Here is a 14,417-nt window from a genome sequence, read left to right as displayed (position 1 = left end):
CGTGGCCGAGCAGAAAGCTGAGACCCCGTCGTACGAGCGGGCCCGCGAAGAGCTGACGGACGTGGTGCGCCGCCTGGAGGCGGGCGGGCTCACGCTGGAGCAGTCGATCGAGCTGTGGGAACGCGGCGAGCGGCTCGCCGCGATCTGCGAGGAGTGGCTCCAGGGGGCGCGCGTCCGGCTGGCGGCCGCGATGGCCCGCCGCGAGGAGCCGGGCGACGACGCCGAGGAAGCGCCTTTCTGATCCCTGGCGGCTCTGATCTCCGGCGCTCTGACCAGGCGGTGCCGTGCCCTGGGTGGCGGCCCTGATCCTGGCGGCCTGATCTGGCTGCCCCGATCCTGGCGGCGTGCCGTCAGGACGGAATCGGGGACGGCGTGGCGCCTCCGGGCGGCGCCGGGGTCGTGGTGAGCCTGGGCTGGGCCTTGAGCGAGCTCGCGAGCTGCGTGAGCTCGTCCCAGTCGGCCAGCCCCGTGACCACGACAGTGACGCCCGGCTGGAGGCTGACCAGCGTGCGCTGGTTCTTGTCCTGCCGGAAGCGCTGCTGCCAGGTCTGCCCGCCGATCTGCCTGCTGCCGATGACCTTGTCGCTGTTGGCGAGCCGGTTCGCGAACTCCTGGCCGGGCTCGTCGCTCTGGGCGAGCAGGGCGTGGGAGCCCTTGGCGGTCGCGAAGCCGAGCCGCCAGGTGACGTACTTGTCCTGGTCGACCTCGGAGCTGTTGGGCGTCCATCCGGCGGGGACCGGCTCGGGCGCCCTGACCTCGTACGGAGCCGCGCGCCGGAGGTTGCTGACGGTCAGCGAGTAGTCGACCCTCGGGATGTGCGGAGTGCGGCTCTGCGGCGTGATCAGCAGGAAGATGCCGACGAGCGCCAGACAGAACAGCAGGGCGAACGCGTACCCGTAGAAACCTTGCGTGAAACGGCCCACAACCAGCAAGATTACCGGCCGCGCCCGGCGGTCCGGAACGCGCGTCACCGCTGGGCGTCCCGGCGGCCGGCTACGGGCGGTGCACCTGGCTGATGATCGTCAGGACGTTCTCGGCCAGCGCGCGGGAGGCCGTGACGTCCTGCGACAGCGCGACCTCCGAGACGGCCGCCGCCAGCGCCCCCGTGACCACCACGACCAGCGCGCCCTCGTCGTCCTCGAACAGGGCGGCGTTGCGCCGCGCCCACTGGCGCATGCGGTCGCGCATGATCACCTCGAACCCGGGCGGGCCGTCCCCGCGCAGGAACAGGGCCGCGAGCTCGCGCTCGTCGAAGCACCCTTCGAGGTAGGCGCGGGCTCCGGCGATGAACAGCCGCATCGGGTCGGTCTCGCCCTCGGTGCGCGCCGCCTGCACGGCGTGTTTGGTGCGCTGTGTCTGGCGGACCTGGAATTCCTCGAAGAGCGTGAGGTACAGGTCGGCCTTGCCGGAGAAGTGGTGATACAGGGAGCCCACGCTGGCCCCCGCACGGGAAACGACGTCGGTGACTCCGGCCTCGGCGAAGCCCCGTGTGACGAATATCTCCCGGGCGGCGTCCAGCAGCGCGACCCGCGTGGCGGCGCCGCGTTCCGAGGTGCGCACTGCCACCGGTCGTTCCGTGTCACTGCTCATGAGGGCGACAGTATCCCCCCGTCGGCCGCCGAAGTGAGACAACTACCATCGTTGACGTCGGCTGGATTAGAAAGCAGGGAACCTGGTAGGTCCTGTGAAGGGCGTCCCGATCGACGTTCGTGTGGATAAGAGGGGCTTTTCGCCATGTCGGCACAGACGTCCGTACCTCCCGCACTCGCCACGGGCGAGCGCGCTCCCGACCGCAACCTGGCACTGGAACTGGTCCGCGTCACCGAGGCGGCGGCGATGGCCGCGGCGCGCTGGGTGGGCCGCGGCGACAAGAACGGCGCGGACGGCGCGGCGGTGAACGCCATGCGCCAGTTGATCAATACGGTCTCCATGGACGGCACCGTGGTGATCGGCGAGGGGGAGAAGGACAACGCGCCCATGCTGTACAACGGCGAGCGCGTGGGCGACGGCAGCGGCGCCGCGTGCGACGTCGCCGTGGACCCGATCGACGGCACCCGCCTGACCGCTCTCGGCATGCCGAACGCCATCTCGGTGATCGCGGTCAGCCCGCGCGGGTCGATGTACGACCCGTCGGCGGTCTTCTACATGGACAAACTGGTGACCGGCCCCGAGGCCGCGGACGCGGTGGACATCAACGCCCCCGTCGCCGCCAACATCGAGGCGGTGGCCCGCGCCAAGGACTGCTCGCCGTCCGACGTCATGGTGGTGGTGCTCGACCGGCCCCGCCACGAGCGGCTCGTCAAGGAGATCCGCGAGACGGGGGCGCGCATCAAGTTCATCACCGACGGCGACGTCGCCGGGGCGATCATGGCGGCGCGGCGCGACACGGGCATCGACCTGATGATGGGCATCGGCGGTACTCCCGAGGGCATCATCGCCGCCTGCGCGCTGAAGTGCCTGGGCGGCGTGATCCAGGGCAAGCTGTGGCCGCGCGACGACGACGAGCACCGCCGTGCGCTCGAAGCCGGGCACGACCTGGACCGTGTCCTCACCACCGACGACCTGGTGACCTCGGAGGACGTCTTCTTCGCGGCCTCCGGCATCACCGACGGCGAGCTGATGGCCGGGGTGCGGTACCGGTCGGGGGTCGCCGTCACGCACTCGCTGGTCATGCGCGGCCGCTCCGGCACCGTGCGCAAGGTCGAGAGCGAGCACCAGCTCTGGAAGCTGCGCGCCTACAGCGCCATCAACTTCGACACCGCCACCTGATCTTCCGCCCGGGCTTCCTCGGTGCGCGGCCTGGTCCCCACACCCTCGACCGCGGGTCTTCTCTCGGGTCTTGGGCAAAGGCGTCCTCGGTATCGTCAGTCTCGGCGGCGGCCCCAGCCCCGCCGGGGAGGCTTGGGGGATTTCGCCACGACATTTCCCATCATGATCACGCCGGTGATCTCGATGACGGGCGCGCCGGGCGTCGGCGACCTGGGCACGTGGTTCTTCTTCCCGGCCAGCACGGCCGAGGCGGGGATGACCACGTGAACGTCCTCGGGGACGATCAGCGTCAGCGTCGCGCCCACCACCGTGGCCTGCACGGTGATGTGGGCGCTCTGGAGCAGCGCCTCGCGCAGGTCCAGGGTCACGCCGGTGCCGACGGCCGTCACCGAGTACCGCGAGGGGACGACCCAGCGGCCCGCCCGCTGCTCTTTCTGGAACAGCGCCATCACCGGCCGGCCGTCGGCGCGCAGGGGCTGGAGGTCCTCGGGCAGCAGGTCGGCGGTCAGCACGACCAGTTCGCCCAGCGTGCGGGCGCTGTACACGCGCTCGACGCGCTCCTCGTGCTCAAGCTGGGTCAGGCGTCCGTCCACCACCGCCTCGCGCAGTACCGTCACCACGCGCTCACGATCGTCGTCGGACGCCCGCAGCTCGGACGGCGCCGGCCCCTGGCCGGTCTGCGTGCTGCTGAGCACGCCCGCCAGGAACTGCCGCAGGATCGGAGCGCCCTGCTGGTTCCATCGGGCGCCCCAGCGATCATGGCGCGCTCCGCGCTCGGCTTCCACGTCTCGACACTAACCGGCGACACGCCCAAGGCGTACCCCCCGCCACGCTATCCGTCGAAAACCGCCAGGTCAGCACATCAGGACGGAAGATCAGCCAGAATTGTATGACCTCGGTCGATCCGGCGGCCCCGCTCGACGGCGGGCGCCCGATCACCGACCCGCGCTTTAAGGAGCCCACCGCGTGATCCACCAGGACGATGCCGCCTACTGGGCGTGCCCGCACGGGTACGACGCCCGCGACGGCTGCGTTTCCTGCTTCGAGGAGTCGGCCGATCCCGACCCGGACTCGATCACCTGGGACGTCGCCGTGTGGTTCAACTCCCGCCGGCCGATCCCGGTCAAGGCGTTGCAGGACGTCCATCGGCACGGCAACCGTTTCAACCTGGACAAGCTCTCCGCTCCCCAGATCTACCTGCTGACCGGACAGGCGCGTGCCGCGCGCGGCGCGCAGGCCGTCGCCGGGCTGATCGGCTTTCTCCTCCACAACCGCCACGTGGTGGACGAGTTCACCGTGCAGGAGACCCGGGCCGTCCAGATCTCCCCGTCACCCGAAGTTCCCGCACGCGACCGCGTCTGGCCCTGAGGCGGCGTCGTCCCCAGCAGGACAACGTCGATGACGGAACGCTGACACCTCTGGACCCGCATTACGACTACCGCCTGCTCCGCGGCAGCACCTCAAGACGAGGGGACGTGGAGGGGCCGGTTCGCCTGGAAGCCGGAGGCGAGGGCGACTATGGCCGCTGCAAGGACGAGCGGGGCGGCGAACGCCACCTGGTAGTCCGCCGCGTCCGCGATGCCGCCCACCAGGGCCGCTCCGACGATGAAGCCGACGTAGTTGAACATGTTGACGCGCGCGATGGCGACGCCCGTACCCGCGGGGTCGAGCCGTCCGGCGGCCGAGAACGACTGCGGGGCCACCACCGACAGGCCGACCCCCGCGACCCCGAACGCGACGATCGCCAGGGGCTCGTTCGGCGCCGCGACGATCCCTGCGAAGCCCAGCGCCGCCAGCGCCCCGCCGATGCGGACGATCGCCGCGGGCCCGTACCGGCGTACGGCCAGGTCACCACCGACCCTGACCACGAACGTCGTCGCCTGGTACGCACCGAGCGCCAGGGGGATGACGGCCGCCGACGCATGCATGATCTTGTCCATGTAGACGGAGCCGAAGTTCGAGATGGACGCGTCCCCCACGTACAGGAAAGCCATCGCCAGGCACAGCGGCAGGATCGGCCTCGAGGGGAAGCGCGTCCCCGGCGAACCCGGAGCGAGCGCGTCCGCGACCGGCTCCACATGCTCCTCCTCGGGAGCGCACAGCGTCGGCCCCGCGACCACGGCGATCGCGACACCCGCCACCATCGCGACGGCGAAGGTCGCGGGAAGGCCGAGCCCGATCCCGCCCGCCGCAGAGGCCCACGCCGCACCGATGACGGCGGCGGCGCTCCACAGCGCGTGGAACCCGGTCAGGACCGGCCGGCCGTACCGGCGCTCGACCGTCACGGCCTGCATGTTCATGCCCGCGTCCACCGCGCCGAGGCACAGCCCGAACAGGACGTTGGCGCCGACGAGCTGGGGGACGTTCCCCGCGAGTCCGGCGAGGACGACGGCCAGCCCGGCGAGTGGCTGTGCGATTCGCAGCACCACCCGGCTGCCGTGCCGCTTGGCGATCTCCCCGGCCAGAACGCTGCCGACGCCCGCGATCACCGGCACCACCAGCAGCAGAATGGACAGTTCGCGGTCGCTGAGCCCGTGTTTCCTCTGGAGCGCGGCGACCTGGGTGAGCAGGGTGGCGAACGTCAGCCCCTGCACGAAGAAGATGGCGAAGGTGGCGAGGCGCGCGCGCCGGTCACGGGGGGTTGGCACTGCGGCCTCCACTGGAACATGAGGCTGGTTCAAGTTCGGCCAGGGTACGGTCACGCCTTCAACCGGTCAATGGCCTCGGGGATGACCGAGGCGGTGGCCGAATCCCCGTCCTACTCCCACCGCATCGGCTCCGGAGAAGACCACGTCACCGCCGGCCAATGCGAGCGTCGGCGGAGGGAGGCAGCGCGAGCGCGGGCGTTACAGGTAGGGGTGTTGGGAGCGTTTGTGGTCTTCGTAGGTTTCGCGGAGAGTGGTGGAGGTTTCGGCTATGGGGACGTCCCACCAGGCTGTGGTCTCCGGGGTCGGGCCGGGGACGGTCTCCACGTGGACGACCGTCGTGGTCTTGGCGTCGCGGGCCTTGAGGAGGGCTACGCGGAAGCTTTCGGGGTCGGTGGCGCGGAGGACGTCGGCGCCGAGGCTGGCCGCGTTGGCGGCGAGGTCGACCGGCAGGTAGGCGCCCTCCAGGTGGCCGTCCGTGGAGCGCATGCGGTAGGAGGTGCCGAGCCGCCGCGCGCCGACCGACTCCGACAGCCCGCCGATCGAGGCGAAGCCGTGGTTGTCCACGATCACGACGACCAGCTTGAGCCCCTCCTGGACGGCGGTGGCGATCTCCTGGGCCATCATCAGGTACGACCCGTCGCCGACCAGCACGAACACCTCGCGCTCCGGGGCGGCGAGCTTGACGCCGAGGCCGCCGGCGATCTCGTACCCCATGCAGGAGTAGCCGTACTCGACGTGGTACGCCTTCGGGTCGGAGGCGCGCCACAGCTTGTGCAGGTCGCCGGGCATGGACCCGGCGGCGTTGACGACCACGCCGTCCGTCCCCGCGACCTCGTTGAGCACGCCCAGCATGACCGGCTGCGTCAGCGCCTCCCCGGCCTGGAGCTCGGCGACCCTGGACCGCCAGTCGCGGCTCAGCCCGGTGGCACGCACCGTCCACGAGGGATCGGCCCGCCAGCCGCCGAGGTCGAGCAGCGCGAGCGCCTCGCGGGCGTCGCCGACGAGCATGACCCCGGCGTGCTTGGCGGCGTCGAACGCCGTGACGTTGAGGTTCACGAAGCGGGCGTCGCCGAAGAGGGTGCGCGAGGCGGTGGTGAAGTCGGTGTACCGGGTGCCGACGCCGATCACGAGGTCGGCCTCGCGGGCGATGGTGTTGGCGGCGGCGGTGCCGGTGTGCCCGATGGCGCCGAGCGCGCACGGGTGCTCGTCCGGCAGCGCGCCCTTGCCGGCCTGCGTCTCGCCGACGGGCACCCCGTGCTCCTCGGCGAACGCGGTCAGCTCGCCCCACGCCTCGCTGTAGATGACCCCGCCGCCCGCGACGATGAGGGGGCGCCTGGACGACTTGATGACCTCGACGGCGCGCTCGACGGCGGCGGCGTCGGGGATCGGCCTGGCGACGTGCCAGACCCGCCGTTCGAACAGCTCGACGGGCCAGTCGTGCGCCTCGGCCTGGACGTCCTGCGGCAGGGCCAGCGTCACCGCGCCGGTCTCGGCGGGGTCGGTGAGCACGCGCATCGCCGCCATCAGGGCGGACGGGAGCTGCTCTGGCCGGTTGATCCGGTCGAAGAAGCGGGAGACCGGGCGCAGGCAGTCGTTGACGCTGACGTCGTACGAGCGCGGGTCCTCCAGTTCCTGGAGGACGGCTCCGGCGGCGCGGGTGGCGAAGATGTCTCCGGGGAGCAGCAGCACCGGGATCCGGTTGATCGTCGCGAGCGCCGCGCCGGTCACCATGTTGGTGGCGCCGGGGCCGATGGACGTCGTACAGGCGTAGGTGGAGAGCCGGTTGCGCGTCTTGGCGTAGCCGACGGCGGTGTGGACCATGGCCTGCTCGTTCCTGGCCAGGTAGTACGGCAGTGGGTCGCCGAGTCCCGCGCCGCGCTCGGCCAGCGCCTGGCCGATGCCGGCCACGTTGCCGTGCCCGAAGATGCCGAAACATCCGGCGATGAGACGTTGCTCGATGCCGTCGCGCTCGCTCCACTGCTCGGCGAGGAACCGCACGAGCGCCTGCGCCACGGTCAGCCTGACGGTCTTCACGCCGTCACCTCCCCATCGGGCTTGGCGGTCATGGGGACGCGGGGGTCCACGGGCTGGTCCTGCCAGGTGGAGCGGATCCAGGCGTGGCGGGGGTCGTCGCAGAAGGCCATGGAGCGCTTCTCGTCAGGGCCGGCGAGGACGTTGAGGTAGTACAGGTCGTAGCCGGGGGCCGCCATGGAGGGCCCGTGGTAGCCGTGCGGGACGAGGACGACGTCCCCGCAGCCGACCTCGGCGAGCACGTCGATCGGCCGGCCCGGCGCGCCGTACACCCGCTGGTACCCGGGGCCGCCCTCGAAGTAGTAGATCTCCTCCAGCACGGCCTCGCCCTCGCCGGGGGTGTCGTGCTTGTGCGGCGGGTAGGAGGACCAGTTGCCTCCGGGGGTCAGCACCTCGACGGCCATGAGCTTGTCGCACTCGAACGCCTCGGGCGCGCAGAAGTTGTTGACCTGCCGGCTGGCCTGCCCGGCCCCGCGCACCTCCACCGGGACGTCCGCCGCCGCGCCGTACCGTACGGGCAGGCGGCGGGTGGCGCGCGCGGTGGGCAGGCCGAAGCGGCCCCGGCCGGTGACGCGCGCGGTCGCCCCGATGGGCAGGTACGCGAAGTCCGTGACGCCGGCGAAGACCGACTCGCGCCCCTGGAGCTCCAGGCGTTCGCCGTCGCACTCGACGACGCACGAGCCGGACAGCGGGACGACCAGCATCTCTTCGTCGCCGGTCTCGAACTCGACCGTCTCGCCGGAGAGGTTGAGCGCGCGCAGCCCGGCGTACGTCCAGCCGGCGCTCGCGGGTGAGACCCACAACGCCCAGGGAGCCGCCGCCGTGGAGCCCGCGGGGATGTACGACATCAGGACACCTCCAATAGACCGGCGGCGATGTCGACGGCCGCGGCCACATCGTCGTCTGGAGGGTAGAGCAGCGCGCGCCCCACGACGAGCCCCCGCACGCCGGGAAGCCGCAGCGCCTTGCTCCAGGAGGAGTACACCTGGTCGGGCGCGACGGTCGGGTCGCCGCCGAGCAGCAGGGTGGGCAGGGTGGTGGCCTCCATGACCCGTTCCATCTCGTCGATCACGGGGATCTTCAGCCAGGTGTGCGCGGAGGTCGCGCCGAGCGCCTGCCCGACGTGGATGGAGTGGATCACGCCCTCCGGGGACAGGTCGTGCCGGACGCCGCCCTCGTCGCGGCGGGACCAGAACGGCTCGACCATGGCGACGAGCCCCTGCCGGGCGAGGCTTGTCACGGCCCCGGCGCACGCCTCCAGGGTGCGGACCGTCTCGGCCGAGTCGAGGCCGACGCGGCACAGCATCTTGCCGCCGTCGAGGCCCATGCGGACGATCGTGTCGGTGTCGTAGGCGGTGAAGCGGTCGTCGAACTCGAACGCCGTGCCGTGGACGCCGCCGCGGTTCATCGACCCGACCACCACCTTGTCGTCCAGGGCGCCGAGTAGCAGCAGGTCCTCGATGATGTCGGGGGTGGCGAGCAGGCCGTCGACGCCGGGCCTGGCCAGGGCGGCGCACAGCCGGTCGAGCAGGTCGAAGCGGCTCGCCATCGCCATGGGACGCCCGCGCACGGCGAGCGCGCCCCGGGCGGCGTGGTCGGCCGCGATGATCAGGAGCTGGTCGCGCCCGGCCAGCAGCGGCCTTCGCCGGCGCTCGGCGGCGGCCTGCGCGATCTTCTCCGGGTACCGGGCACGGTACTCGGAGAGCTTCCTGCGGTCCTCGTCACGCATCGATCCCCCTCGAAGGCCGGGAGACCCGGGCCTCGTCACGCATCGGATTCCCCGGCGGCGAGCCGCTCCAGCACGGCTTCGACCTCCTTGGCCGTGGGCATGGCGGGGGCGCAGGCCAGCCGCCCGGCGACGATCGCGCCGGCGGCGTTGGCGAACCGCAGCGCCTCCTCCAGGCCGCGCCCGGCGAGCAGGCCGTCGCACAGCGCGCCGCCGAACGCGTCGCCGGCGCCGAGGCCGTTGACCACCTCGACCGGCACGGGCGGGACCGCGACGGTCTCGCCGGCGGTCATGCCGAGCACGCCGGCGGAGCCCTGTTTGACGACCGCCAGCTCGACGCCCAGGTCCAGCAGCGCCCTGGCCGCGTCGTACGGGTCGCGCGTTCCGGTGGCGACCTCGCACTCCTCCAGGTTGCCCACGGCCACGGTGACGTGCCGCAGAGCCTCGCGCACCCATTGTCGCGCCGCGTCCGGCGAGGACCAGAACATGGGGCGGTAGTCGAGGTCGAGGACGGTGAGCGGCGCCCGTCCGCGCGCCTCCCAGGCGGCGAGGTGGGCGCCGCGCGAGGGCTCCTCGGACAGGCCGGTGACCGTCGCCCAGAACAGGTCCGCGCGGCTGATCGCGGCCAGGTCCAGCTCGCGGGTGTGGATCTCCAGGTCGGGGGCCTTGGGGTGGCGGTAGAAGTACAGCGGGAAGTGCTCGGGCGGGTGGATCTCGCAGAACGTCACCGGCGTCGGCAACCCGGGCACCTCGGTCACGTACCGGTCGTCCACGCCGTAGGAGCGCAGCGCGTCGTGGACGAACGCCCCGAACGGGTCGGCGCCCGTGCGGGTGATCACGGCGGCGTCGCGCCCGAGCCGGGCGGCGGCGACGGCCACGTTGGTCGGGCTGCCGCCGAGGTACTTGCCGAAGGTCTCTACCTCACGCAGCGAGACGCCGATCTGCAGGGGGTAGATGTCCACGCCCACCCTGCCGATCGTGAGCACCTCGGTCATGCGCGCCCCTCCGGCAGCGAGGCCAGGTACGCCAGGCTCGCGCGGACCTCGGCCTCGGGGCCCTCGCCCGCCGGGGGCTCGCCGTCGAGGATCAGGTCCTGCTCCATGACGTACCAGCCGTCGTAGCCCGCGGCGGTGAGTCCGGACACGATGCCCGCGACGTCCACGTCGCCACGCCCGAGGGGACGGTACACGCCGGCGCGCACGGCCTGGGTGTAGCTGAGCCGTCCGGCGCGCACCTGGGCGGCGAGCGTGGCGTCCACGTCTTTGAGGTGAACGTGTGCGACTCTGGCTGCTGCCCTGGACACCAGGTCGAGCGGGTCGGTGCCCCCGATGAGAAGGTGCCCGGTGTCCAGGCAGAGTGGCATGTCCGACCCGTCGAGCACGCGGTCGACCTCCTCCCGGTTCTCGATCATCGTCCCGACGTGCGGGTGCAGGGTGACGGCCCGCCCGAAGTCCCCGGCCTCGGCCAGGAGCCGCCCGAGGTTGCCGAGCAGGGTCTTCCAGCCCTCGCCGTCCAGCACCGGGCGCGCGTCGTAGCCGTCGGCGCCGGTCGCCGCGGCGAGCACGACCGTCTCGACGTCCCCCTCGGCGAACGCGCGCAGCGTGGCCCGCGCCTCCGGGATCGGGTCGTATTCGGGGTTGTGCAGGACGACCGGGACGAAACCGCCGATGCCGCGCAGTCCGTAGGAGTCCAGCAGCGTGCGGCGGTGCTCGGGGGACGGCGGCAGGAAGCCGTCGGGACCGAGCTCGGTGGCCGAGAGCCCGAGCGCGCGCATCTCGCCGAGCACGCGCTCCCGGTCGAGCTGGTAGCCCCAGCCGGGCACCTCGCACACGCCCCAGGAGATGGGAGCGGCGGCGATCTTGAGAGTCACGCGGTCACCTCCGCGACGCGCGCGGGCCTGCCGGTGCGGCGGGACAGCTCGGCTGCCTCGGCGATCCGCAGGGCGGCGAGGGCGTCCTCGGCGGTGCAGGGGCTCGGGCCGCGGTCGCGCACGGCGGCGAGGAAGGCGCCGATCTCCGCGATGTACGCGGCCTCGAAGCGGGCGCCGAAGTCGGGCCAGGGCTCGCCCTTGGGGAAGTCGACGGCGGCCTCGGCCGAGGTCAGGGGCACGCGCTCGTCCAGGCCGACGGCCATCGTGCAGCGGGTTCCCGCGAGTTCCATGCGCACGTCGTACCCCGCGCCGTTGTACCGCGAGCCCTGCATCGTGACCAAGGTGCCGTCGTCGAGGGTGAGCAGAGCGGCGCTGGTGTCCACGTCGCCGGCCTCGGCGAAGAACGCGGCCCCCCGGTTGGCGCCCGTGGCGAACACCGACTCGACCTCGCGGCCGGTCACCCAGCGCAGGATGTCGAAGTCGTGGATGTGGCAGTCGCGGAAGATGCCGCCAGAGAGCGGGATGTACTCGGCCGCCGGGGGGCGCGGGTCGGCGGTCAGCATGTGGACGCGGTGCAGGTCGCCGACCTCGCCCGAGCGCAGGGCCGCGCGGGCGGCGGTGTACCCGGCGTCGAAGCGCCGCTGGAAGCCGATGTGGACGAGCGTGCCGCCGTCCTTCGCCGCCTCGACCACGCGGGCGGTCTCCTCCAGGGTCGGGGCGACGGGCTTCTCGCAGAACACCGGGATCCCGGCCGCGCAGGCCTTCAGGATCAGCTCGGCGTGGGTCGAGGTGGGGGTGGCCACCACGATGGCGTCGGCGTCGAAGGCGTCGCCCGCGACCGCGCCCACCCGCGCGGCCACCTCGGCGGCCCGCTCCCCGTACGCGTCGGACACCACCAACTCGGTGACCTCCGGGTGGGCGGCGAGCGTCGCGGCGTGGAACGCCCCGATGCGGCCGAGACCCAACAGACCCACACGCATACTGCCTCCGCGGCTCGATCAGCTCTTGCGACCCGTCCCCAGTTCTAAGTAACCAGAGTGCGCGGAGTCAATAGTTTGTCCTGACATTCAGATGAACTGTGGTCTTGGCCACCTCACCGCGTGGGATCGAGGGGAAGGGCTCGGACGCCCGGGTCCCGGCGGAAGGCGTCCGGGCCCCGCTCTCACCACCAGCGCGCCCGCCCGGGGACGGCCCGCCTCCGCTCGTGTGTGCCCACCGGTCTGAGGTCGTCGCCCGCCAGCTCGCGGCCGGTCCACTCCGGATGCTCGCCGCCCTCGTCCGCGCGGATCTCCGCCCTCCGGGCCTGGCCGGTGAGCTCGGGTTCGGACGGCGCGGCGCGCTCGGGGCGCACCGGCCACTGCGCGTGCTCGCCTTTGATGCCGGAAAGGACGATGGTGACGAGCGCCACCCCCAGGGCCGCGGCCACCACGACGACCCCGAAGATGACCACGACGATGTAGCCCGGATCCATGATTCCCCCGATCTTGGATGTCGCGCGTACTTTCATTATCGAACGCGCATATTTGGGTATTCGCCCCCGGGCGGTCGGAAGACGCAAGCGGCACGCCACGATTTCCCCAAGAGCGGGCCGCCCCGGGTAAGGAAGACTCCGCCGATGGCCGTACTCTGCACTGGGCGGCGGCGATCGCGGCCGAGAAGCCCATGGCGTCCACGAGTCCAGGAGTACGAAGGAGTACAGGCGAGATGCCCGGATTCGACTACACCGACCTGCTTCCGCTGGGCCACGACGAGACGGAATACCGTCTGATCACGGCCGAGGGAGTGCGGCAGGTCGAGGCGGCGGGCCGTACGTTCCTCGAAGTGGACCCGGAGGCGCTCCGGCTGCTCACCGAGACCGCGATCCACGACATCTCCCACTACCTGCGGGCGTCACACCTCGCGCAGCTCCGCAAGATCATCGACGATCCGGAGGCGAGCGGCAACGACCGCTTCGTGGCCCTCGACCTGCTCAAGAACGCGAGCATCTCGGCCGGCGGCGTGCTGCCCATGTGCCAGGACACCGGCACCGCCATCGTCATGGGCAAGCGCGGACGCCACGTGCTCACCGACGGCGCCGACGCCGAGCACATCTCGCGGGGCGTGTACGACGCCTACACCAGGCTGAACCTGCGCTACTCGCAGATGGCGCCGCTGACCATGTGGGACGAGAAGAACACCGGCGACAACCTCCCCGCCCAGATCGAGCTGTACGCCGAGGACCCGCACGGCCACCCCGACGAGTACAAGCTCCTGTTCATGGCCAAGGGCGGCGGCAGCGCCAACAAGTCGTTCCTCTACCAGGAGACCAAGGCGGTCCTGAACGAGAAGCGCATGCTGGCCTTCCTGGAGGAGAAGATCCGCTCGCTCGGCACGGCCGCCTGCCCGCCGTACCACCTGGCCGTGGTCGTCGGCGGCACCAGCGCCGAGTTCGCGCTCAAGACCGCCAAGTACGCCTCGGCCCGCTACCTCGACACGATCCCCACCGAGGGGTCGGCGTCCGGGCACGGCTTCCGCGACCTCGAGCTGGAGAAGAAGGTCTTCGAGCTGACGCAGGGGCTCGGCATCGGCGCGCAGTTCGGCGGCAAGTACTTCTGCCACGACGTGCGGGTGATCCGCCTGCCCCGGCACGGCGCCTCGTGCCCCGTGGCCATCGCGGTCTCGTGCAGCGCCGACCGGCAGGCCCTCGCCAAGATCACGCCCGAGGGCGTCTTCCTGGAGAGGATGGAGACCGACCCGGCCCGCTTCCTGCCCGAGACGACCGACGAGCACCTGTCGGACGACGTCGTCTCCATCGACCTCAACCGGCCCATGAGCGAGATCCTCGCCGAGCTGACCCGCTACCCGGTCAAGACCCGGCTCTCGCTGACCGGCCCGCTGGTCGTCGCCCGCGACATCGCGCACGCGAAGATCGCCGAGCGCCTCGACGCGGGCGAGCCGATGCCCGACTACCTCAAGGACCACGCCGTCTACTACGCCGGTCCGGCCAAGACGCCCGAGGGGTACGCGTCCGGGTCCTTCGGCCCGACGACCGCCGGCCGCATGGACTCCTACGTCGAGCGCTTCCAGGCCGCGGGCGGCTCGCTGGTCATGCTGGCCAAGGGCAACCGCTCCAAGCAGGTCACCGACGCGTGCAGGACGTACGGGGGCTTCTACCTCGGCTCCATCGGCGGCCCCGCGGCCCGGCTCGCCCAGGACTGCATCAAGAAGGTCGAAGTCCTGGAATATCCGGAGCTGGGCATGGAGGCCGTCTGGAAGATCGAGGTCGAGGACTTCCCGGCGTTCATCGTCGTGGACGACAAGGGCGGCGACTTCTTCCAGGACACCACCGGCCCCGTGCTCACCATCGGTCGCAGGATCTGACTGCTTTTGACAG

General features: G+C 71.7%; 15 protein-coding genes. 4 read left to right on the top strand and 11 right to left on the bottom strand.

What is annotated here, in order from left to right; genetic code table 11:
• Position 1 precedes the first annotated feature (1 nt).
• The gene (locus DQ384_RS11615) at positions 2-241 is read left to right on the top strand and encodes an exodeoxyribonuclease VII small subunit (RefSeq protein WP_114028730.1); all 240 of its coding nucleotides are present in this window, start codon (positions 2-4) and stop codon (positions 239-241) included.
• Between the two features lie 109 nt (positions 242-350).
• Here the strand turns inward: DQ384_RS11615 and DQ384_RS11610 are convergent, their stop codons facing one another.
• Both DQ384_RS11610 and DQ384_RS11605 read right to left on the bottom strand, forming a co-directional pair.
• Complete coding sequence (locus DQ384_RS11610) at positions 351-923, bottom strand: DUF4245 domain-containing protein (protein ID WP_114028729.1); 573 nt, start codon at positions 921-923, stop codon at positions 351-353.
• Positions 924-993: 70 nt separating this feature from the next.
• On the bottom strand, positions 994-1,590 hold the full coding sequence (locus tag DQ384_RS11605; protein ID WP_114028728.1) for a TetR/AcrR family transcriptional regulator: 597 nt from the start codon (positions 1,588-1,590) through the stop codon (positions 994-996).
• Between the two features lie 144 nt (positions 1,591-1,734).
• Here DQ384_RS11605 and glpX point away from each other — a divergent pair, with 144 nt between their 5' ends.
• The gene (gene glpX, locus DQ384_RS11600) at positions 1,735-2,769 is read left to right on the top strand and encodes a class II fructose-bisphosphatase (protein WP_114028727.1); all 1,035 of its coding nucleotides are present in this window, start codon (positions 1,735-1,737) and stop codon (positions 2,767-2,769) included.
• 95 nt (positions 2,770-2,864) lie between these two features.
• Here the strand turns inward: glpX and DQ384_RS11595 are convergent, their stop codons facing one another.
• Complete coding sequence (locus tag DQ384_RS11595) at positions 2,865-3,554, bottom strand: DUF1707 SHOCT-like domain-containing protein (RefSeq protein ID WP_245966390.1); 690 nt, start codon at positions 3,552-3,554, stop codon at positions 2,865-2,867.
• Positions 3,555-3,735: 181 nt separating this feature from the next.
• Between DQ384_RS11595 and DQ384_RS11590 the strand changes: the two genes are divergently transcribed.
• On the top strand, positions 3,736-4,137 hold the full coding sequence (locus DQ384_RS11590) for a hypothetical protein (RefSeq protein ID WP_114028726.1): 402 nt from the start codon (positions 3,736-3,738) through the stop codon (positions 4,135-4,137).
• Positions 4,138-4,229: 92 nt separating this feature from the next.
• Here the strand turns inward: DQ384_RS11590 and DQ384_RS11585 are convergent, their stop codons facing one another.
• The 8 genes from DQ384_RS11585 to DQ384_RS11550 form a co-directional block, all read right to left on the bottom strand.
• A complete protein-coding gene (locus DQ384_RS11585) occupies positions 4,230-5,417 on the bottom strand; it encodes an MFS transporter (RefSeq protein WP_114028725.1) in 1,188 nt (395 codons plus the stop codon).
• A 198-nt stretch (positions 5,418-5,615) separates the two neighbouring features.
• A complete protein-coding gene (gene iolD / locus DQ384_RS11580) occupies positions 5,616-7,451 on the bottom strand; it encodes a 3D-(3,5/4)-trihydroxycyclohexane-1,2-dione acylhydrolase (decyclizing) (protein ID WP_114028724.1) in 1,836 nt (611 codons plus the stop codon).
• Entirely contained in the window at positions 7,448-8,296 is an 849-nt protein-coding gene (iolB, locus tag DQ384_RS11575; RefSeq protein ID WP_114028723.1) for a 5-deoxy-glucuronate isomerase, read from the bottom strand. Before iolB ends, iolD begins: the two co-directional genes overlap by 4 nt.
• Positions 8,296-9,177, bottom strand: a complete 882-nt coding sequence (locus DQ384_RS11570) for a class I fructose-bisphosphate aldolase (RefSeq protein ID WP_114028722.1) — start codon at positions 9,175-9,177, stop codon at positions 8,296-8,298. Before DQ384_RS11570 ends, iolB begins: the two co-directional genes overlap by 1 nt.
• Positions 9,178-9,212: 35 nt before the next feature.
• Positions 9,213-10,169: a 5-dehydro-2-deoxygluconokinase gene (iolC, locus tag DQ384_RS11565; RefSeq protein WP_114028721.1), complete on the bottom strand. Its 957-nt coding sequence runs from the start codon at positions 10,167-10,169 to the stop codon at positions 9,213-9,215.
• Positions 10,166-11,044: a TIM barrel protein gene (locus DQ384_RS11560; protein WP_245966389.1), complete on the bottom strand. Its 879-nt coding sequence runs from the start codon at positions 11,042-11,044 to the stop codon at positions 10,166-10,168. Before DQ384_RS11560 ends, iolC begins: the two co-directional genes overlap by 4 nt.
• Positions 11,041-12,024: a Gfo/Idh/MocA family protein gene (locus DQ384_RS11555; protein ID WP_114028720.1), complete on the bottom strand. Its 984-nt coding sequence runs from the start codon at positions 12,022-12,024 to the stop codon at positions 11,041-11,043. Before DQ384_RS11555 ends, DQ384_RS11560 begins: the two co-directional genes overlap by 4 nt.
• Before the next feature lie 182 nt (positions 12,025-12,206).
• Positions 12,207-12,515 (bottom strand): hypothetical protein, encoded by a 309-nt coding sequence (locus DQ384_RS11550; RefSeq protein ID WP_114028719.1) that lies wholly within the window; start codon positions 12,513-12,515, stop codon positions 12,207-12,209.
• Between the two features lie 233 nt (positions 12,516-12,748).
• Between DQ384_RS11550 and DQ384_RS11545 the strand changes: the two genes are divergently transcribed.
• Positions 12,749-14,404 carry a fumarate hydratase gene (locus tag DQ384_RS11545; RefSeq protein WP_181871157.1) on the top strand — a complete coding sequence of 552 codons (1,656 nt, stop codon included), beginning with the start codon at positions 12,749-12,751 and terminating at the stop codon, positions 14,402-14,404.
• The last annotated feature ends 13 nt before the right edge of the window (positions 14,405-14,417 follow it).

This window comes from Sphaerisporangium album, from assembly GCF_003323745.1.
GTDB classification, from domain to species: Bacteria; Actinomycetota; Actinomycetes; order Streptosporangiales; family Streptosporangiaceae; genus Sphaerisporangium; species Sphaerisporangium album.
Note: the sequence above shows the minus strand (reverse complement) of the source record. Positions and strands in the feature narration are given on the sequence as shown.